This window comes from Ensifer adhaerens (assembly GCF_002940685.1).
GTDB lineage: Bacteria > Pseudomonadota > Alphaproteobacteria > Rhizobiales > Rhizobiaceae > Ensifer > Ensifer adhaerens_E.
In genome coordinates this window covers 148,055-167,545 of sequence record NZ_PNFP01000005.1, presented here as the reverse complement: position 1 = coordinate 167,545, position 19,491 = coordinate 148,055, and the positions used below count along the sequence as shown (strand labels likewise).

Sequence of the window (19,491 nt, the reverse complement as noted above, 5' to 3'; positions counted from 1 at the left end):
TTCGGTTGGTCGTTTAGTCTCCGGCGAAGGCCCGGCGGATGGCGTCGGCCATGGCCTCGACGATCCGGTCCTTGCCGTTTCCGGCCTTTGAAATCCGCAGCACGACATTCGAGTGATCGATCACGGTGTAGCCGTCATCGGCGGTCAGCTCGCGGCAGCCGGCCGGAATGCTGCTGCGGGCAAGCGGCGCGATCGCCAGGCCGGACACCACCGCCGCCATCAGGCCGCCGCTGGTGCGGCTGACATAGGCGACGCGGTTGTCGATGCGGCATTTCCTCAAGTTGCGCTGGGCGAGGTCGTCGCACCAGCCGCCTTCGAGATAGGTATAGGTCGCGATCGGTACCGGGCGGCGCTCGTCGGTGCGGTGCTGCTCCGACGTCACCCAGACGGTCGGATCCATCATCAGCACTTCGTTCCTCGTCTTTCCGCCGGGCTCGAAGACGACGGCAAGGTCGATCTCGCCCGCTTCCAGCGCCGCGACATTGGTCATCGACGCGCCCTGCTGCACGGTCACTTCGACGCCCGGGTGGATGGCGGCGAAACTGCCGAGCGCCTTGGGCAAGGTGGAGTTGATGTATTCCTCCGGCAATCCGATCCGGACCGCACCGTCGAGCGCCGGCTGGCGCAGGGCGGCGGCGGTGTCGTCGAGCAGGGTCACAATGCGCCGTGCATTGTCGACGAGCCGCAGCCCCTGCGGCGTCAGGACGACGCCGCGCGAATGGCGCTCGAACAGGGCGTCTCCTAGCACATCCTCGAGCTTGCGGATCTGCATGCTGACGGCCGATTGGGTGCGCCCGACGATGTCGGCGGCGCGGGTGACGCTGTTGGTATCGACAACCGCGAGAAAAGTCCTGAGCAGATCGCTGTCGAGGGGAAGAGGCATGGTATCAACCATCAGATTTTCTGATGACAGCCATGCTTGCAATTCGTTTGTCAGATGTCAATGCGAGGGTGAAAATCGGCCGGTCAGATCATCTTGCGCCGAGTTGTCCCATGAGCGTGCTTGCCGTTCTCGCCTTTTCCGACACATTCGCAGCCGCCAGGCGCCGGGCAAGGCAATGGGCGGCCAATTTGCTGTTTGTCGAGGCGCCCGCCGAGGTGCCGGTGGACAGGCCGCGGCTGCTGCGCGACGTCGGGATCCCGGCAGGGGACTTCGACCTTCGGCAGCGGGAGCGGATCTTGGGGCAGGCGATCTATCGGTCGCACTGGATGCTCTAGGTAGTCCCCGCGCCAATCCTTACGAGATGAGATCGAGCCTTGCGGCACGAAAGACGGCTTCGGCCAGATTGCCGGCCTGCAGCTTGCGCATGGCGTCTTCCAGCGCCCGGTCGATCCGGTCGAGCGGAATATCGGTTTCGCGCATCATGTCCTGGCGCGTGCGGCCGCGGGCGGCGAGCGTCAGGCAACGCAGTTCCAACGGGTCGAGTTCGTTCATCTGGTCCTTCATGGACGTCGGCTTTTCCACTGCTGCCTGCAGGAGCGCGTCCATACATCGAACACGGGAATTAGTTCCTGCTAATTATTTGAAATCGTGTCCTTATTTGCATGCGCTCGCCAATCCGCGAAAGCAGAACCATCGCCCATGATGAACGGAACGCTAATCCTGTGCCGAACCGGGAAGGCGCTGGCATTGCTGTCGCAAACCGCGGCAAAAGCGGCGATGCGGGTGAGCGCTTGACGGTGCTATCGGGTATATAGGCTGGCGATCGAGCGAGGAATCGGCGAGAAAGTGACGGGCTGTGCCATTTCGGGAAGAAATTTTGTCCGCGACAATGGCATGAGGCAGGGGAGGCAGGATGTCACCGAAGGATTTGAAGGCGGCGCTACGCAAGGAGCGGTTGGCATTGCGCGATGCGATGCCCGCAGAGATACGGATCGAGGCGAGCCTGACGATGGCCGATCACGCGGGCGACGTCATCGCGCTCGATCCGGGGCACATCGTTTCCGGCTTCTGGCCGATCCGCTCCGAGGTCGACATCCGGCCGCTGATGGCGCGGCTGAAGAGCCGCGGCGCCCGGCTCTGCCTGCCCGTCATCATGGACAAGCAGACCATCGTCTTTCGCGAGTTGCTCGATGGCATCGACATCATCGCCACCGGTTTCGGCACGACCGGCCCTGGCCCCGAGGCGCCGGTGCTCGACCCGGATATCATGCTCGTGCCGCTTTCGGCCTTCGACGCGACCGGTCACCGCATCGGCTACGGTGCCGGCTATTACGACCGCGCCATCGACCGGCTGCGCAACAAGGGACATCTGCCGAAGCTGATCGGCATCGCCTTCGACTGCCAGGAAGTGGACGCCGTGCCATCCGAACCGCACGACGTGGCGCTGGATGCGGTGCTCACCGAAAGCGGTTTCCGGCACTTCTAGGTCATCGCCGACACCGGCAAACGGGGCTGCTGTTCCTTAGTCGAGGCAGCCAGATCCGAAAGGTCGTCGTCCCCTCGTTTTCCTTGAAGCCGATCTAAAACGTTTCCAGCGGCGCCGCGATCGTGTAGACGCTCAATCTCTTTGTTTTACGCAGCTCCGGACGCCAACATCACTGACGCGCTTCCACCGGATCTGCTCTGGTGGGATTGAACGGGCATGAGGCTTCTGTTTCTGGGCGATATGGTGGGCAAGACGGGCCGCACGGCGGTCTGGGAGCGGCTTCCAGGGCTGATCGGCGACCTCAAGCTCGATTTCGTCATCGTCAACGGCGAGAATGCCGCCGGCGGCTTCGGCATCACCGAAGACATCTTCCTCGAGACGATCAACGCCGGCGCCGACGTGGTGACCACGGGCAACCATGTCTGGGACCAGAAGGAAGCGGTGGTCTTCTGCGAGCGGCACGACCAGTTCCTCCGCCCGGCCAACTATCCGGCCGGCACGCCCGGTCGCGGCTCCAATCTGTTCTTTGCCCGCAATGGCGCGCGCGTGCTGGTCGCCAATGTCATGGGCCGGGTCTTCATGCATCCGGAGCTCGATGATCCCTTCAAGACCGCCGAGGCGATCCTCGATGCTTGCCCGCTCGGCGAGCAGGCGGACGCGATCGTGTTCGACTTCCATGCGGAGGCGACCAGCGAGAAGCAGTGCTTCGGCCATTTCGTCGACGGTCGCGCCAGCCTCGTCGTCGGAACGCACACCCATGTGCCGACCGCCGACCACCAGATCCTCAACGGCGGCACGGCCTATATGAGCGATGCCGGCATGTGCGGCGACTACGATTCTTCGCTCGGCATGGACAAGGAAGAGCCGCTCAATCGCTTCATCTCGAAGATGCCGAAGGGCCGTTTCGAAGCCGCCTCGGGGCCGGCCACCATCTGCGGCCTCGGTGTCGAGATTTCCGATCGGACCGGGCTTGCCGAAAAGATCGCGCCGTTGCGCCTCGGTCCGAGATTGGCGGAAACGATCCCCGATTTCTGGTCATAAGACCAGGGCAGGCGGCATTCTAAGCGCCGCGCACCGCTACGGGGCGCGCACCTTTGGCGCTCCCGTATCGCCTTATCGGAATTGATTTTTTTCAAGGTGACAACCCCATCAAATGATGGCAGGTTATCGCGAAATCACGCCGGGCCGGGGCGTGATTAATCGTGGGTTTTAGCAGAATGAGTGATGTCCGCAGTCCTGGATTGCGGGCATGTACTGTTGTCGCCGCGTCACGGACCATTGCCCGCAGCCGGCGATTTTGACCTGACAGCGTTCGCGGGCCGAAGGGCGCAAGGCGCTGTACCATTTGATTGCTTGTGTGACTTTGCCCCTTGGATCGCTGCCGATCCGAGGATTTGTGCGGAGCGGGACGGGTAATGCGGCTGTTTTGCGCACAGGCCCCGCTCTGAAATATTCAAGGCGATTGCGCAGATGTGGCCGATTGGCCGGCTCTCGTGATCCAAAGTGCATTCGGAGGGCATGCATGTTGTCTCAGTGGCATTTGCCGATGATCGTCGGCGCTTCTCTTTCCCTTCTTTCCGCAATCGGTGCCCAGGCGCAGGACGCGCAGTTGCCGGTTGTGACCGTCGCCAAACCGGTCGTGCGGGACGTCATCGACAGCGACGAGTTCATCGGCCGCTTCGAGCCGGTCGACGAGGTGCAGGTTCGTGCCCGCATCGGCGGCTATCTCGACGAGATCAATTTCACCGACGGCGCGCTGGTGAAGAAGGGCGACAAGCTCTTCGTCATCGACCAGCGTCCCTATCGCACGGCTCTGTCCCAGGCCGAGTCGACGCTGGAATCCGCGCGCTCGACGCTGGAGTTCGCCGACGCCCAGTTCAAGCGCACGCAGTCGCTGACCGGCACCGGCACGCTTTCGATCTCGACGCTCGACGACCATCGCCGCGAGCTTTTGTCAGCCCAGGCGTTGGTGCGAGGGGCTGAAGCGGCTGTCGAGCGCGCCAAGCTCGACCTCGACTACACGACAATCATGGCGCCGCTCAGCGGCCGCGTCGACCGGCGCCTGCTGTCGACGGGCAATCTGGTCCAGGCTGACCAGACGGTGCTGACGACGATCGTGTCGCTCGACCCGATCGATTTCTACTTCGACGTCGACGAACGGCGGTTGCTCTCCTATGCCCGGGTTGCACGCGAGCGCGGCAGCGCGTTGCAGGAAGGCGGCGGGGCGCTGGAGGTGATGGTCACCATTGCCGACACCAATGAAGAACCGTTCAAGGGCAAGCTCGACTTCGCCGAAAACCGCGTGGACCCGCAGAGCGGAACCATGCGCGTGCGCGCCCGTCTCGAAAATCCGAACCTCGTGCTGCAGCCCGGCCTTTTCGGCCGCGTTCAGATCGAGGGCTCGAACACCTACAAGGCCGTTCTCATTCCCGACGAGGCGATCGGCGCCGACCAGAACGAACGCATCGTCTACGAGGTGACGGCCGATGGTACCGTGGTGACCAAGCCGGTTCGCCTTGGCCCGAGGCTGCATGGCTACCGCGTCATCCGCTCGGGCATGACGGGTGAGGAAACCATTGTCGTCAATGGCCTGATGCGGGCGCGTCCCGGCACGAAGGTCAAGCCCGAGACGATCCAGTTGCCGCCCGAGGGGCCTGCCGCGGGGGCGGCGCCAGCCACGGGAGCGGCGCAATGAGGTTCGCGCACTTTTTCGTCGACCGACCGATCTTCGCATCGGTGCTTTCGATCGTGCTGCTCATCGTCGGCAGCATCGCCTATTTCCAGCTTCCGGTGGCGCAGTACCCGGAAATCGCGCCGCCGACCATCGTCGTTCGCGCCGCCTATCCGGGTGCGGACGCCAATACCGTCGCCAACACCGTTGCCACCCCGCTCGAGCAGGAGATCAATGGCGTCGAGAACATGCTCTACATGTCCTCCTATTCGACCGCCGACGGCTCGATGGCGCTGACGATCACCTTCAAGCTCGGCACCGACCTCGACCAGGCGCAGGTGCTGGTGCAGAACCGGGTGTCGATCGCCGAGCCGCGGCTGCCGGAAGAAGTCCGGCGCATCGGCATCACCACGGCCAAGAGCTCGCCCGACCTGATGATGGTCGTGCATCTGCTCTCGCCGACCGAACGCTATGACCAGCTTTACGTCTCCAACTATGCGCGCACGCGCATCCGCGACCTGCTGGTCCGGCTCGATGGCGTCGGCGACGTCATCCTCTTCGGCGAGCGCGAATATGCGCTGCGCGTCTGGCTCGATCCGGAGAAGCTGTCGGCCTACGGCATGACGGCGGGCGACGTGGTGCAGGCGCTGCGCGAGCAGAACGTGCAGGTCTCCGGCGGCTCGATCGGCGGTCCGCCGGCCCCCGGCGACAGCGCGTTCCAGTATACCGTCACCACCGACGGTCGCTTCAGCGATGCGCGGCAGTTCCGCTACGTCATCGTCAAGGCGACGGAGAGCGGCCGCCTCGTGCAGCTGCAGGATGTCGCACGCGTCGAACTCGGCGCCCGCGAATACGTCAACAACAGCTATCTCGACGGCAGCCCGGCGGTGGCGCTCGGCATCTTCTCGCGGCCCGGCACCAATGCGCTCGACGCGGCCGAGCAGATCCAGAAGGTGATGACCGACGTTTCGCGGGATTTCCCCGAAGGGCTCGAATACCGCATCGTCTACAACCCGACCGAGTTCATCTCGGAATCCATCAACGAGGTCTACAAGACGATCGCCGAAGCGGCGATCCTCGTCGCCATCGTCGTTCTCGTCTTCCTGCAGTCCTGGCGCACGGCGATCATCCCGATCGTCGCCATCCCCGTGTCGCTCGTCGGCACCTTCGCCTTCCTCTACGCCTTCGGCTTCTCGCTCAACATGCTGACGCTGTTCGGCCTGGTGCTGGCGATCGGTATCGTCGTCGACGATGCGATCGTGGTGGTGGAGAACGTCGAGCGAAACCTGGCGCGAGGGATGACCCCGCGCGAAGCCTCGCACGTGACCATGGACGAGGTAGGAGCCGCGGTCATCGCGATCTCGCTGGTGTTGACCGCCGTCTTCGTGCCGACGGCCTTCATCCCCGGCATCGCCGGCCAGTTCTATCTGCAGTTCGCCGTGACGATTTCGGTCGCGACCGTCATTTCGGCCTTCAACTCGCTGACGCTGTCGCCGGCGCTTGCGGCGATCCTGTTGAAGCCGCACGAGAACGGTCATCATGAAAGCCGCAACCCGTTGACCCGCTTCGGCAAGTCGCTGGCAAACGGCTTCAACAACGGTTTCGACCGCATGGCCGAGGGTTATGCCTTCATCGTGCGCAAACTGGTGTCGACGAAGACGGCGCTTGCCGCGGCAATCATCGTCTTCGTCGGGCTGCTCGGCGCCACCTGGTACATGGCGCAGATCGTGCCGCGCGGTTTCGTACCGACCATGGACCAGGGCTATGCGATCGTCGTCATCCAGCTTCCCGACGGTGCCTCGCTCGAGCGTACGGACGCCGTGGTCAAGCGCGCCTCGAAGATCATCGAGGACGTCCCCGGCGTAAAGAGTGCTGTTGCCTTCGCCGGCTTCAACGGCGCGACCTTTACCAACGCGTCCAATTCGGGCGTGGTCTTTGCGTCCTTCGAGAGCTTCGAAGAGCGGCTGAAGCACGGGCAGGGGGCCAACCAGATCATCGGCCAGCTCTATGGCAGCCTGCAGAGCATCCAGGAGGCCTTCATCATCGCCGTGCCGCCGCCGTCGGTGCGCGGCATCGGCAACTCGGGCGGCTTCAAGATGCAGATCATGGACCGGCAGAGCGCCGACATGCGTCGTGCTCTCGGGCTCGCCTATCAGATGATGGGGGCGGCCAACCAGACGGAGGGGCTGACCGGCGTCTTCACCACCTTCTCGGCGTCGAGCCCGCAATACTTCCTGGCGATCGACCGCGACAAGGCGCGCACGCTCAACGTGCCGATCCCCAACATCTTCGAGGCGCTGTCGATCAACCTCGGCACGTCCTATGTCAACGACTTCAACGCCTTCGGCCGCGTCTACCAGGTGCGGGCGCAGGCCGACCAGCAGTACCGCGTCGAGCGTGACAACATCCTGGCGCTGAAGGTTCGCTCGGCAACCGGTGCGCTGGTGCCGATGGGAACCCTTGTCGAGATCCAGGATACGGCCGGCCCGACGCTCGTGCAGCGCTACAACATGTACGTATCGGTGCCGATCCAGGGCAATCCTGCCGTCGGCGTCTCGACCGGTACGGCACTCGACAAGATGGAGGCGCTCGCCGCCCAGATCCTGCCGCAGGGCACGACCTTCGAGTGGACGGAGCTCGCCTTCCAGGAACGCCAGACCGGCAACACCGCGGTCTTCATCTTCGCGCTGTCGGTCATCTTCGTGTTCCTGGCGCTGTCGGCCCAGTATGAAAGCTGGGTGCTGCCGCTGGCGATCATCCTGATCGTACCGCTCGGGGTGCTATCGGCTCTCGTCGGTGTGTCCATCCGCGGCCTCGACAACAACGTGCTGACCCAGATCGGGCTCATCGTTCTCATCGGCCTTGCGGCCAAGAACGCCATCCTGATCGTCGAGTTCGCGCGGCAGGGCGAGGACGAGGGCAAGACGCCGATCGAGGCGGCGGTGGAGGCGAGCCAATTGCGCCTTCGCCCGATCCTGATGACGGCCTTCGCCTTCATCCTCGGCGTCGTGCCGCTGATGATCGCGACCGGCCCGGGTGCGGAAATGCGCCAGTCGCTCGGCACCGCCGTGTTCTCGGGCATGCTCGGGGTGACCTTCCTCGGCCTGTTCCTGACGCCGGTCTTCTACGTCGCGCTCCGGTCGTTCCGGCGACGCAAGGCGGCGGTGAGCGAGCCGGCGCCGCATCCCGCCGAATAGGGCGAGCACGAGGGCCAAGTGACAATGCCCCGGCAGCGATGCCGGGGCATTTGTCTTTGAACCGCTGCCGTTTCAAGCTGTCCCTGGGCCGGTGACGCAAACGTGAGCACGGTCTGCCGTTTGTAACTGGACGCGGCCAGGTCCTTGAACAATTCTCTCCCGGCCCCGTGACGCCACCGTTCGGTCGAGCGAAGGCAAAGGCTTCCATTCGCTGTTCAACACCTGCCTGCCCCGTGTCCCTAAGGCCCGAGATCAGGCGGCAAGTGAGAGAGGTGAAGGCTGATGCTCCGGTACTTCGTCTACACGTTCGCCGCCATATGGCTCATCCATGCGTTCTGGCCGTCGGTCGCGCATGCGCAGCAACAGCCGCGTCCTGTCAGCCAATGCCAGGCGATCGCCGAGACGCTTCCCCAGGCGACCTTTGCCAGTTTCACGCCCGCGGTGAACAAGGCCGGGCAAACGGCGACCGGAGAGGTGTCCATCAGCTATCTTGGCCATTCCACCTTTCTGATCGAGACGCCCGGCGGGGTCTCGATCGCGACCGATTTTAGTGGCTGGTACGCGCCCTCCGCCCCGCCGACGGTGGTGACGATGAACAAGGCTCATTCGAGCCACTACACGCTGACGCCGGATCCGGCGATCGGGAACGTGCTGCATGGCTGGAGCGACGACGGCCGACCCGCGCGGCACGATCTGGTCGTCGGCGACACCTACATCCGCAACGTCACCACCGACATCCGCGCCGGCGGTGGGGCGATGGAGCACGACGGCAACTCGATCTTCATCTTCGAAGTGGCGGATCTGTGCATCGGCCATCTCGGCCACCTGCACCACGAGCTCGATGACAGTCACTACAGCCAGATCGGCCGGCTGGACGTGCTGATGGTGCCTGTCGACGGCGGGCTGACCATGGGAGCAGAAAGCATGAGCCGTGTCGTCAGCCGGCTGCGCTCGTCGCTGATCCTGCCGATGCACCGCCGCGGCCCGCCGATCGACGTCTTCCTCGACATGTTCGGCGACGACTACGACAAGCGCTTCGCCGACAGCGCGAGCATCAAGGTATCCTTGCGTTCGTTGCCGAGCAAACCGCTGATTTATATTCTGAAGGGCGTTTGACCGGCGTGGTGCCCGACTGACGGGAGCTGGTCGTTCTGGCCGTTCTCGTGCCCGTCGGGACGCAGCGGCCTTTCCTGCCGCCGCAGCGACGGTCACAGCCTCGTCCTCGGCCGCGCGCAGGTCTCGGCCGACTGAAAAACCGCCGCCCGGCTGGACGGAAAGCGGCAATAAAACTATAAGGCGCCCCATTCCAATAAAATCATGCATGCAGAGGGTGCCATGGCTGGCCATTCACAGTTCAAGAACATCATGCACCGCAAGGGCCGTCAGGATGCGGTGCGCTCGAAAATGTTTTCCAAGCTCGCGCGCGAAATCACGGTTGCCGCCAAGTCCGGTATGCCTGACCCGGCGATGAATGCGCGCCTGCGCCTGGCGATCCAGAACGCCAAGGCACAGTCGATGCCGAAGGACAACATCGAACGGGCGATCAAGAAGGCTTCCGGCGGCGACGCGGAGAACTACGAGGAAGTCCGCTACGAGGGCTACGGCCCGGGCGGCGTCGCCGTCATCGTCGAGGCGCTGACCGACAACCGCAACCGCACCGCCTCCAACGTGCGCTCGACCTTTACCAAGGCGGGCGGCGCACTCGGCGAAACCGGCTCGGTTTCCTTCTCCTTCGACCGCGTCGGCGAAATCACCTACAAGCTTTCGGTCGGTGATGCCGACAAGGTGATGGAAGCGGCGATCGAGGCCGGCGCCGACGACGTGACCACCGATGAGGACGGTCATTCCATCATCTGCGGTTTCGAAGCGATCGGCGAAGTTTCCAAGGCGCTCGAGGACACGCTCGGCGAAGCCGAAACCGTCAAGGCGATCTGGAAGGCCCAGAACACCGTGCCGGTCGACGAGGAAAAGGCGCAGTCGCTGATGAAACTCATCGACATTCTCGAAGACGATGACGACGTCCAGAACGTCTATTCGAACTTCGAAGTATCGGACGAGATCCTGGCGAAGCTGTCGGCCTGATCGGGCGACTTGTCGCTTCGGGGAAATGCACCCGTGTCCGAAAGGGCACGGGTTTTTCTTTGGATGGCCCATGACCTACGACTTCGCGATCTTTGATTTCGACGGCACGCTTGCCGACACAGCGGCGAGCTTCATGGCGGCGTGCAACGCGGCCGCTCGGCGCTATGGCTTCCGCGAACTGTCGGTCGACGAGTTCCAGTCGTTGAGAACCATGGGCAGCCGCGAAATCATTGCGCAGCTCGGCGTGCCCATGTGGAAGTTGCCGCAGATCGCGGCCTTCATGCGTCGTGCCATGGCGACGGAGGCTGCGTCCGTCCGGTTGTTTCCCGGAGCCGCCGAGCTGCTCGCGCGGCTGAAGGCTGCCGGTGTCGGGATTGCGATCGTCAGCTCGAATGCGGAAGAGAGCATTCGAGCCGCACTCGGCGAGACGGCGGCGATGGTGGACCTTTTCGAGTGCGGCGCCGCGCTCTTCGGCAAGGCGCAGCATTTCAGGACGGCCATCCGCCACTCCGGTTTCGATGCGTCACGCATCCTGGCGATCGGCGACGAAGCGCGTGATATCGAGGCGGCGCGCAAGGCCGGCGTGGCGGCCGGCGCGGTCGCATGGGGGTACGCCGACCCGGTCTTCCTCAAAGGGCTCGGGCCGGACCGGTTCTTTTCGCAAATGGATGAGATTGCGCCCGCTTTCGGGGTGGCCTGAAAGCTCTTCAGGCCGCCTTTGCGAGGTCCTTTCGCGCGTCTGCGAAAAGGCGGAGCGAATGCAGGCGTGCCTCCATGTCGAAGATCGGCATGGAGATGATCAGCTCGTCGGCCTTCGTCTGGTCGAGGAAGGTTGCGATCTTGCGACGGATCGTCTCCGGCCCGCCGACCACCGCATACATCATCGCATGGTCGACAAAGATCTTTTCGTCGTAGCTCCAGAGCCCGTCCATGGACTGAACCGGGGGCGGGAACTGTCCGCGCGCATTGCGCCGCAGCGCCACGAAGGACTGCTGCATCGAGGTGAAAAGATGGTTCGCCTCCTCGTCCGTGTCGGCGGCGACACCCATGACGCCGACCATGACCTGCGGCCTGTCGAGCGTTGCGGACGGGGTGAAGCGCTCGCGGTAGATTTCGAGCGCCGACAGCAGCATGTCCGGCGCGAAGTGCGAGGCAAACGCGAAGGGCAGGCCGAGCATGCCGGCGAGATGGGCGCTGAAGTGGCTGGAGCCCAACAGCCAGATCGGCACGTTGGTATCGGCGCCCGGCACGGCGATGATCTTCTGGTCCTCGGCCACCGGCCCGAGCAGCGCCTGGAGCTCGACGACATCGTTCGGAAAACTGTTGCCGCTCGCTTCCATGTTGCGCCGGAGCGCCTGGGCCGTGCGCATGTCCGTTCCGGGTGCGCGGCCAAGGCCAAGGTCGATACGACCGGGATAGAGAGCCGCGAGCGTGCCGAACTGCTCGGCGATGACAAGCGGCGAGTGGTTCGGCAGCATGATGCCACCGGAGCCGACGCGGATGGTCTTGGTGGCGGCCGCCACGTGCGAGATCACGATCGAGGTCGCGGCACTCGCGATACCCTTCATGCCGTGATGTTCAGCAAGCCAGAACCTGTTGTAGCCGTTCTCTTCGGCCGCCTGGGCCAATCGGCGCGAATTCTCCAGCGATTGGGCGACGCTGCCGCCTTCAGTGATCGGGGAAAGATCGAGGACGGAGAAAGTCGCCATGACACGGGCCTTCATTGAGAGAAATTGATTCAAGGCTATGTAAGCTCAATTTTCCTCAATCCAAGGGCGGCGCCGAAGAAAACCCGAGGCCGCGTCTCGACTGTGCGTATGTTTTTGTTTTGTTCACTTTTTGCTGGCAGCGTCCGGGCTGACATCATAGGGTGAAATTCATGCAGACCACGATTCGCATCATCGGCATCGATCCGGGGCTCCGCCGTACCGGCTGGGGTATCATCGAGACGCTCGGCAATTCGCTGCGTTTCGTCGCCTCGGGCACCGTGACGTCCGATGGCGACATGGACCTCGCCTCCAGGCTTTGCCAGCTGCATGACGGCCTTGCCGAAGTGGTGCACAGCTATCAGCCGCTCGAGGCGGCGGTCGAGCAGACCTTCGTCAACAAGGACGCGACTGCGACGCTGAAGCTCGGCCAGGCGCGCGGCATCGCCATGCTGGTGCCGGCGCGCGCCGGCCTGAGGGTTGCCGAATATGCGCCGAACGCGGTCAAGAAGGCGGTGATCGGCGTCGGCCATGGCGAGAAGCAGCAGATCCACATGATGCTGAAGGTTCTGATGCCGAAGGCAGAGTTCAAGGGCAACGATGCCGCGGACGCGTTGGCGATCGCCATCTGTCACGCCCATAACCGGCAATCGGTGACGAGCCGGCTTGCGGCATTGATGGCGTAGCTGCGGCCGTCCTAGAGTGTTACAGCGACCTTAGCGCATCTTCACGGACGCGCGGCGCTGTAGAGAAGATTTCCCGATGGTCCGGGCGACCATCCCAGTCCACCGCGAGAGACGCCACATGATCGGCAAATTGAAGGGTACCATCGACGAGATCGGCGAAGATCATGTCGTGCTCGACGTGCATGGCGTCGGCTATGTCGCGTTTTGTTCGGCGCGGACATTGTCCAAGCTCGGTTCGGCCGGCGAGGCGGCGATACTCTTCATCGAGACCTATGTGCGCGAGGACCAGTTGAAGCTCTTCGGCTTCCTGACGGCATTGGAGCGGGAGTGGTTCCGCCTGCTGCAGAGCGTGCAGGGGGTCGGTTCGAAGGTGGCACTCGCCGTGCTCTCGACACTTACGCCGGGCGAGCTGGCCAATGCCATCGCGCTGCAGGACAAGACCTCGGTCTCGCGCGCTCCCGGTGTCGGGCCGAAAGTGGCGGTGCGCATCGTCACCGAGCTCAAGAACAAGGCCCCGTCCTTCGCCGGGGAGATGGCATCATCGATCGGTCTGAAGCAGGAGCTCGGCGAAGGCGTTGCGTCCGCGCCGGTCTCCGACGCGGTTTCGGCGCTCACCAACCTCGGCTACTCGCGCGATCAGGCGGCGAACGCCGTTGCGGCCGCCTTGAAGAACGGCGGCGAGGGGGGCGACAGCGCCAAGCTCATTCGTCTGGGGCTGAAAGAACTGGCGCGATGAGCGCTTGCCTTGCGGGAGCGCGCAAGGCAGAACGGAACAGGCCGGGCGCAGGGCATGAGCCTGCACGACAATGGCCACCGATTGGAACGAATGCATGACTGATGCGGCACGCCTGATAACTCCGGAAAAGCGCGGCGAAGACCTCGACGCGACCATGCGCCCGCAGTCGCTGGACGAGTTTACCGGCCAGGCGGAAGCACGCGCGAACCTCAAGATCTTCATCGAGGCGGCCAAGAACCGCGGCGAGGCGCTGGACCACGTGCTCTTCGTCGGCCCCCCCGGCCTCGGCAAGACGACGCTGGCGCAGATCATGGCGAAGGAGCTCGGCGTCAACTTCCGCTCGACCTCCGGCCCCGTCATCGCCAAGGCCGGCGACCTTGCGGCCCTGCTCACCAATCTCGAAGAGCGCGACGTGCTCTTCATCGACGAAATCCACCGGCTCAATCCGGCGGTCGAAGAAATCCTCTATCCGGCGATGGAGGATTTCCAGCTCGACCTGATCATCGGCGAGGGCCCGGCAGCGCGGTCGGTGAAGATCGACCTGTCGAAGTTCACGCTGGTGGCGGCAACCACCCGCCTCGGCCTTTTGACGACGCCGCTTCGCGACCGTTTCGGCATTCCGGTGCGGCTCAATTTCTATACGGTCGAGGAACTGGAATCGATCGTGCGTCGCGGCGCCCGGCTGATGGGCCTCGGCATGACCGACGACGGCGCGCGCGAAATCGCCCGCCGCGCCCGCGGCACGCCGCGCATCGCCGGCCGGCTGTTGCGCCGCGTGCGCGATTTCGCCGAGGTGGCGCGCGCCGAAGCGGTGACCAAGGAAATTGCCGACGAGGCCCTGACGCGGCTGCTCGTCGACAATATGGGGCTCGACCAGCTCGACCGGCGCTATCTCTTCATGATCGCGCAGAATTTCGCCGGCGGTCCCGTCGGCATCGAAACCATCGCCGCGGGGCTTTCCGAGCCGCGCGATGCGATCGAAGACATCATCGAGCCCTATCTCATCCAGCAGGGTTTCATCCAGCGCACGCCGCGCGGCCGTATTCTGACCGCCAATGCCTGGAAACATATCGGCCTCAACCCACCCAAGGAGGTCGAGGCGGCCCAGTTCCGCCTGACGCTCGAGGACGACTAGATGATCAGCCGCCGCGGATTGCTGAAGATGATCGGCGGCGGCATCGCCAGCATGGCGGCGCTCGGCGGCTACGCCTTTGCCGTCGAGCCCCTGGCCCGGCTGAATGTCACCCGTTACAGGCTGACGCCGCCCAATTGGACGCCGGGGCTGAAGCTGCGCGCCGTCGTGCTCACCGATATCCATGCTTGCGAACCCTGGATGCCGGCGAGCCGCATCGCCTCGATCTGCCGGCAGGCGAACAGTCTCGGCGGCGACATCACGCTGCTGCTCGGCGACTATGCGGCCGGGATGAACCTCGTCACCCGCTACGTGCATTCCAGCGAATGGTCGAAGGCGCTCGCGACGCTGACCGCCCCGTTCGGAGTACACGCCGTCATGGGCAATCACGATTGGTGGGAAGACCGGACCGCACAGAAGAACGGCGGCGGGCCGACTTTCGGGCACAAGGCGCTGCAGGATGTCGGCATCAACGTCTACAGCAACCGTGCCGCCCGGTTCGAGAAGGATGGGCAGGGTTTCTGGATTGCCGGCCTGGAAGATCAGCTGGCGCTGTTGCCGGGCAAGAAATGGAAGCGCAGGCACATGGGCGGTCTCGACGATCTCGACGGCACGCTTGCGCAGGTCAGCGATGGCGATCCCGTCATCCTCCTGGCGCACGAACCGGATGTCTTTCCGCGCGTTCCCCCGCGTGTGGCCCTGACACTGTCGGGCCATACCCATGGCGGGCAGGTGCGGTTTCTCGGCTATGCGCCCGTCGTGCCGTCGCGCTTCGGCGACCGCTTCGCCTATGGCCATATGGTGGAGAACGACTGCAATCTGATCGTGTCAGGCGGCCTCGGCTGCTCGTTGGCACCGGTTCGCTTCGGCGTGCCGCCGGAAATCGTCGTCATCGATCTCGGCTAGAGGGAGAAAAAGTGCGCGACGACAAAGAGGCACTGGTAACGCGTGCGAGCACGGTTCGGCTCGATCAGCCGATGGAGGGGCGCTGGCAAAGCCATGATCTCCTGGAATTCAACGGCAACAAAGTTCGTTACAGGATCATGCAGGATGCCGAGGCCAAATGGCATATCCACCGCGGAAGCGACGAGTTCTTCGTCGTCCTCTCCGGCGAACTTGAAATCGATGTTCGTGACGGTGGTTCGGAAGGCGTTGTCACGAGGTACACCCTTCAATCCGGGGACATGATTGCCGTGCACCCCAACACCGAGCATCGGGCGCGCTGCCGGGGGCGGGTCACCTTGCTCGTGATGGATGCCATCGATCATCTTGGATGAAGCGCACGGCTTTCCGGCACGGCTTTCCGGTTGAGCGCTGATGACGTCAGACAAGCTGCAGCCTGCTTCAAACCGGGCTGATATCCGCCAGCAATTCCCGTACAGTCGCCTTCAGTCGTGCCGTGCCGCCCGGTTGCCAGCCAAGGGCGCGCAGCTTGTCGGTGGACATGACAAGATAGCCCGTCGGCGGGACTGTCGCTGGCAGTGGATGGGGACATTCGGTCAGCATCCGAACGATCGACAGGATTTGGCTGGTATCGAGCAGCAGGTCGGAGACGTTGAAGACCTCGCCGCTGACCGCACCCGCGTCGGCCTCGAGCATCAGGCGCACGGCCGCTGCGACGTCGTCGCCGTGGACCTCCGTTCCGATCCGCGGTTCGACTGGCCGCCCGTCGAGGTAGGCCGAAAAAAGTTCGGCCCATTTGTGTTTCTTGCCGGGGCCGACCGCGCCGTAGACGCCGGTCACGCGCAGGTTCGCAACGCAAAAGTCGTGGGCGGCAAGCGCGCGGAGCAGGCTTTCGGCAGCGCGCTTCACTTCACCATAGAGCGTGTCCGGTTCCGGGGGCGTGGTCTCGTCGGCCGTGCCCGCCAACCGGCTGCCGTAGACGGCCCGGCTCGACAGGAACACGCAGCGTTTGACGCCGGCGGCACGCGCCGTTTCGAACAGGCGGCGAGAGCCGTCGATATTGGCATGGCGGAAACCATCGGGATCATCGCCTTCGCCGCCGCGATACTTGCCTTCGACATGCTCGAAGGCGGCATGGACGAAACCTTCCATCCCGGCGAAGGCGGCGGCCTGGTCTAGACCCGGATCGAGCGAAAGCGGCACGAAATCGACAGGCTTTGAGAAAAGGCCGCGGGCGGGCGCTGTGCGGCCGCCGACCGCAACCTCATAGCCATTTTGCAGCAGGTGCTCGACGATGAAGCGGCCGACGAAGCCGGTGCCGCCGGAAACCAGAACCCTCGTCATGGGCGTGCCGGATTGGCGAGCGATGCGATGTCCGGAATGCCTTCTCCCGTCAGATAGGCGTGCCAGAGTTCGACCAACGGCTGCAAGGCTCCAGCGCGGGGATGATCTTTCTCCCAGGGCTTTTCGTACTGGAAATGAAGCACGCCGATGGAACGCCAGTCCCAGAGTTCGGGAAGGTTGAACCAGACATATTGCAGCATGTTCATGGTCACCGGCAGGCCGTGCCAGTCCGGGAAAAAGGTCTGCAGGAAGGTCTGGTCGGTGCGCGGCCAGAAGGCATCCGGCGCGTCGAGGCAGGCCAGCATCCGTTCGAATGTCGCCGATGACGGTTCGGCGACGAAGACGCCGGAATTCAGCCGATGAAAGTCCGCAAGGCTTTCGTAGACATTGGGGGCGGCCGAGAATTCCGGATAGGCAAACAGCCGGTCGATGTTCCGAAGCACGATCGCGTCGGCATCGATGAAGACGCAGCGCCGGTATTCGTCGAGTTGCCAGAGCCGGAGCTTGCAGAAATTGTCGAGCGGCGAATGGAAGTCCGGCTTGCGCCCCTTGGTGAAGGGAGCTTTCTCATGGACGTTGCGGCGCTGATGGCGTTCGTTGAAGGCGTCGGAGAGCGGCAGGAGGTCGGTCTCGACCATGCGGCAGCCGAAAGCGGCAAGCGGCGCCAGCGCTTCGAGCGACACGCCGCCCGTGTGCAGAACGACGATATCGGCCCCGGTGCCCGTCAGCCGGATGGAACGGGCCAGCGCCCGTGCGCCGAGCGCATAGTCGGCATTGGTGACGAGCGTCACGAAGGCATGGCCGGCAGTTGGAGGCGAGGAGGGGCTGAGCCCCTCCGAAGGATCGTTCGATGTCATGAAACGGATTTCAGCCGCTTGCCCTCTGGGTCGTGGTTGATGAGCGGCGCGATGTCCTTGGTCCAGGCGGAGACGGCCGGCACGCGCGTTCTGTCGACACGATAGGCGAATTTCTTGGCGACATCGACGATTTCCGAAAGCAATCCGTCCTGCAGCCGCGTCGGGTTGAGGCCGAGGCCCAGGAATTTCTCGTTGTGCACGACGAGTTCGTTCTCGGCGGCTTCCTTGCGCGGGTTCGGCAGCCAGGCGATCTCAGCGCCCGATAGCGATGCGATCATCTCGGCAAGGTCGCGCACCCGGTGGGTTTCGGTCATCTGGTTGAAGATCTCGACGCGGCTGCCGCGTGCCGGCGGGTTCTTCAGCGCGAGTTCGATGCAGCGCACCGAATCCTGGATATGGATGAAGGCGCGCGTCTGGCCGCCTGTGCCGTGCACCGTCAGCGGATAGCCGATCGCCGCCTGGATCAGGAAGCGGTTCAAGACGGTGCCGTAGTCGCCGTCATAGTCGAAGCGGTTGATGAGTTGCGGATGGCGGCGCGTCTGCTCGGTGTGGGTGCCCCAGACGATGCCCTGGTGCAGGTCGGTGATCCTCACGCCATCGTTCTTGGCATAGAACTGGAAGAGCAGCTGATCCAGACACTTGGTCATATGGTAGATCGAGCCCGGATTGGATGGATAGAGGATTTCCTGGCTGACCGTCTCGCCGCTCATCGTCTCGATGCCGACGGGCAGATACCCCTCGGGGATCGCCGCGCCGATGGTGGAATAGCCGTAGACGCCCATGGTGCCGAGGTGCACGAGATGGGCGTCGAGCCCGAGCTCGACCAGCGCGTTCAGAAGATTGTGAGTGCCGTTAACGTTGTTGTTGACCGTGTAGTTCTTGTGGCGGTCGCTCTTCATCGAATAGGGGGCGGCGCGCTGTTCGGCGAAATGCACGATGGCATCGGGGCGATGCTCGGCGAGCCAGTTCTTCAGGAGTTCGTAGTCGCGAGCAAGGTCGATCAGGTTGAAGTGGATGCGGCGGCCGGTTTCGGCATGCCAGATGCGGGTGCGTTCCTGGATCGAATCCATCGGCGTCAGGGATTGCACGCCGAGTTCCGTATCGATCCATCGGCGGGAGAGGTTGTCGAGGATGTGAACGTCGTGACCGGCATCGGACAAATGAAGGGCCGTGGGCCAGCCGACGAAACCGTCGCCGCCGAGAATTGCAATCTTCATGCACGTTCTCCTGATCGCAAGGGAAGTCGGTCACGTGATAGGATAGGATTGTGACAACGCTGCAATGCTTGCAAACGGCTTTTTGTTCCTGCACAGGAAACGGGAAATTCTTTCGGAGAGAAGTATGTCCCTGATTTCGCTCGCAGGCGAACTGACCGAAAACGGCCATCGGCTGATCCAGCGCGTCTATTACGAAGACACCGATTTTTCCGGCGTCGTCTACCACGCCCGCTACCTGCATTTCATGGAACGCGCCCGCACCGATTTCCTGCGGCTGCTCGGCGTGGAGCAGGCGACGCTGGCGATCGAGGGCGACAGCGAAGGTCTCGTCTTCGTCGTGCACCGCATGGAAATCGACTTCAAGCTGCCGGCGCGCATGGACGACATCCTGACGATCACGACGGTCACCGAGAAAGCCGGCGGCGCCAAGATGGTGCTGCAGCAGGAGATCCGCCGGGGCGAGCAGCTGCTGATCGCCGCCAAGGTGATCATCGCCGTCATCAACGGCCAGGGCCGGCCGCGGCGGCTGCCTGAGGCGCTCGCCTACAAGTTCCAGCATGCGAAGGAGAGCGCCGGCTAGGTCGCGGCGCT

20 protein-coding genes are annotated in these 19,491 nt (G+C 63.7%); 14 read left to right on the top strand and 6 right to left on the bottom strand.

The window, feature by feature from the left end; genetic code table 11:
- Positions 1 to 13: 13 nt before the first annotated feature.
- Positions 14 to 895, bottom strand: coding sequence for a LysR family transcriptional regulator (locus C1A35_RS11830; protein ID WP_234822851.1), 882 nt, complete (start codon positions 893 to 895; stop codon positions 14 to 16).
- 98 nt (positions 896 to 993) lie between these two features.
- Here C1A35_RS11830 and C1A35_RS11825 point away from each other — a divergent pair, with 98 nt between their 5' ends.
- Entirely contained in the window at positions 994 to 1,218 is a 225-nt protein-coding gene (locus C1A35_RS11825; RefSeq protein ID WP_158665053.1) for a hypothetical protein, read from the top strand.
- 19 nt (positions 1,219 to 1,237) lie between these two features.
- Here the strand turns inward: C1A35_RS11825 and C1A35_RS11820 are convergent, their stop codons facing one another.
- Positions 1,238 to 1,447: a hypothetical protein gene (locus C1A35_RS11820; protein WP_065778769.1), complete on the bottom strand. Its 210-nt coding sequence runs from the start codon at positions 1,445 to 1,447 to the stop codon at positions 1,238 to 1,240.
- A 349-nt stretch (positions 1,448 to 1,796) separates the two neighbouring features.
- On the opposite strand from C1A35_RS11820, the gene C1A35_RS11815 reads away from it, so the two are divergent.
- From C1A35_RS11815 to C1A35_RS11785, 7 genes are all read left to right on the top strand, one after another.
- On the top strand, positions 1,797 to 2,369 hold the full coding sequence (locus C1A35_RS11815) for a 5-formyltetrahydrofolate cyclo-ligase (protein WP_104664513.1): 573 nt from the start codon (positions 1,797 to 1,799) through the stop codon (positions 2,367 to 2,369).
- Between the two features lie 216 nt (positions 2,370 to 2,585).
- Positions 2,586 to 3,410 carry a TIGR00282 family metallophosphoesterase gene (locus C1A35_RS11810; RefSeq protein ID WP_104664512.1) on the top strand — a complete coding sequence of 275 codons (825 nt, stop codon included), beginning with the start codon at positions 2,586 to 2,588 and terminating at the stop codon, positions 3,408 to 3,410.
- A gap of 481 nt (positions 3,411 to 3,891) precedes the next feature.
- Entirely contained in the window at positions 3,892 to 5,064 is a 1,173-nt protein-coding gene (locus C1A35_RS11805) for an efflux RND transporter periplasmic adaptor subunit (RefSeq protein ID WP_104664511.1), read from the top strand.
- Complete coding sequence (locus tag C1A35_RS11800; protein ID WP_104664510.1) at positions 5,061 to 8,237, top strand: efflux RND transporter permease subunit; 3,177 nt, start codon at positions 5,061 to 5,063, stop codon at positions 8,235 to 8,237. Before C1A35_RS11805 ends, C1A35_RS11800 begins: the two co-directional genes overlap by 4 nt.
- A 279-nt stretch (positions 8,238 to 8,516) precedes the next feature.
- Positions 8,517 to 9,353: an MBL fold metallo-hydrolase gene (locus C1A35_RS11795; protein WP_104664509.1), complete on the top strand. Its 837-nt coding sequence runs from the start codon at positions 8,517 to 8,519 to the stop codon at positions 9,351 to 9,353.
- A gap of 219 nt (positions 9,354 to 9,572) precedes the next feature.
- Positions 9,573 to 10,319 carry a YebC/PmpR family DNA-binding transcriptional regulator gene (locus tag C1A35_RS11790; RefSeq protein ID WP_104664508.1) on the top strand — a complete coding sequence of 249 codons (747 nt, stop codon included), beginning with the start codon at positions 9,573 to 9,575 and terminating at the stop codon, positions 10,317 to 10,319.
- A 70-nt stretch (positions 10,320 to 10,389) separates the two neighbouring features.
- Positions 10,390 to 11,019 (top strand): HAD-IA family hydrolase, encoded by a 630-nt coding sequence (locus tag C1A35_RS11785; protein ID WP_104664507.1) that lies wholly within the window; start codon positions 10,390 to 10,392, stop codon positions 11,017 to 11,019.
- A 7-nt stretch (positions 11,020 to 11,026) separates the two neighbouring features.
- Here the strand turns inward: C1A35_RS11785 and C1A35_RS11780 are convergent, their stop codons facing one another.
- A complete protein-coding gene (locus C1A35_RS11780; protein WP_104664714.1) occupies positions 11,027 to 12,028 on the bottom strand; it encodes an LLM class flavin-dependent oxidoreductase in 1,002 nt (333 codons plus the stop codon).
- 170 nt (positions 12,029 to 12,198) lie between these two features.
- On the opposite strand from C1A35_RS11780, the gene ruvC reads away from it, so the two are divergent.
- From ruvC to C1A35_RS11755, 5 genes are all read left to right on the top strand, one after another.
- On the top strand, positions 12,199 to 12,711 hold the full coding sequence (ruvC, locus tag C1A35_RS11775; RefSeq protein ID WP_104664506.1) for a crossover junction endodeoxyribonuclease RuvC: 513 nt from the start codon (positions 12,199 to 12,201) through the stop codon (positions 12,709 to 12,711).
- A gap of 118 nt (positions 12,712 to 12,829) precedes the next feature.
- Positions 12,830 to 13,447, top strand: a complete 618-nt coding sequence (ruvA, locus tag C1A35_RS11770) for a Holliday junction branch migration protein RuvA (RefSeq protein ID WP_104664505.1) — start codon at positions 12,830 to 12,832, stop codon at positions 13,445 to 13,447.
- Positions 13,448 to 13,541: 94 nt separating this feature from the next.
- Positions 13,542 to 14,582: a Holliday junction branch migration DNA helicase RuvB gene (ruvB, locus tag C1A35_RS11765; RefSeq protein ID WP_104664713.1), complete on the top strand. Its 1,041-nt coding sequence runs from the start codon at positions 13,542 to 13,544 to the stop codon at positions 14,580 to 14,582.
- On the top strand, positions 14,583 to 15,485 hold the full coding sequence (locus C1A35_RS11760) for a metallophosphoesterase (RefSeq protein WP_104664504.1): 903 nt from the start codon (positions 14,583 to 14,585) through the stop codon (positions 15,483 to 15,485).
- An 11-nt stretch (positions 15,486 to 15,496) separates the two neighbouring features.
- Positions 15,497 to 15,856, top strand: a complete 360-nt coding sequence (locus tag C1A35_RS11755; RefSeq protein ID WP_104664503.1) for a cupin domain-containing protein — start codon at positions 15,497 to 15,499, stop codon at positions 15,854 to 15,856.
- Positions 15,857 to 15,923: 67 nt separating this feature from the next.
- Here the strand turns inward: C1A35_RS11755 and C1A35_RS11750 are convergent, their stop codons facing one another.
- From C1A35_RS11750 to C1A35_RS11740, 3 genes are read right to left on the bottom strand one after another with little or no spacing between them, the layout of a single operon-like run.
- Entirely contained in the window at positions 15,924 to 16,826 is a 903-nt protein-coding gene (locus C1A35_RS11750) for an NAD-dependent epimerase/dehydratase family protein (protein ID WP_104664502.1), read from the bottom strand.
- Positions 16,823 to 17,683: a glycosyltransferase gene (locus C1A35_RS11745; RefSeq protein WP_104664501.1), complete on the bottom strand. Its 861-nt coding sequence runs from the start codon at positions 17,681 to 17,683 to the stop codon at positions 16,823 to 16,825. Before C1A35_RS11745 ends, C1A35_RS11750 begins: the two co-directional genes overlap by 4 nt.
- Entirely contained in the window at positions 17,680 to 18,900 is a 1,221-nt protein-coding gene (locus C1A35_RS11740; RefSeq protein WP_104664500.1) for an NAD-dependent epimerase/dehydratase family protein, read from the bottom strand. The genes C1A35_RS11745 and C1A35_RS11740 overlap by 4 nt, the downstream gene beginning before the upstream one ends.
- Before the next feature lie 124 nt (positions 18,901 to 19,024).
- Here C1A35_RS11740 and ybgC point away from each other — a divergent pair, with 124 nt between their 5' ends.
- Positions 19,025 to 19,480 (top strand): tol-pal system-associated acyl-CoA thioesterase, encoded by a 456-nt coding sequence (ybgC, locus tag C1A35_RS11735; protein ID WP_104664499.1) that lies wholly within the window; start codon positions 19,025 to 19,027, stop codon positions 19,478 to 19,480.
- The last annotated feature ends 11 nt before the right edge of the window (positions 19,481 to 19,491 follow it).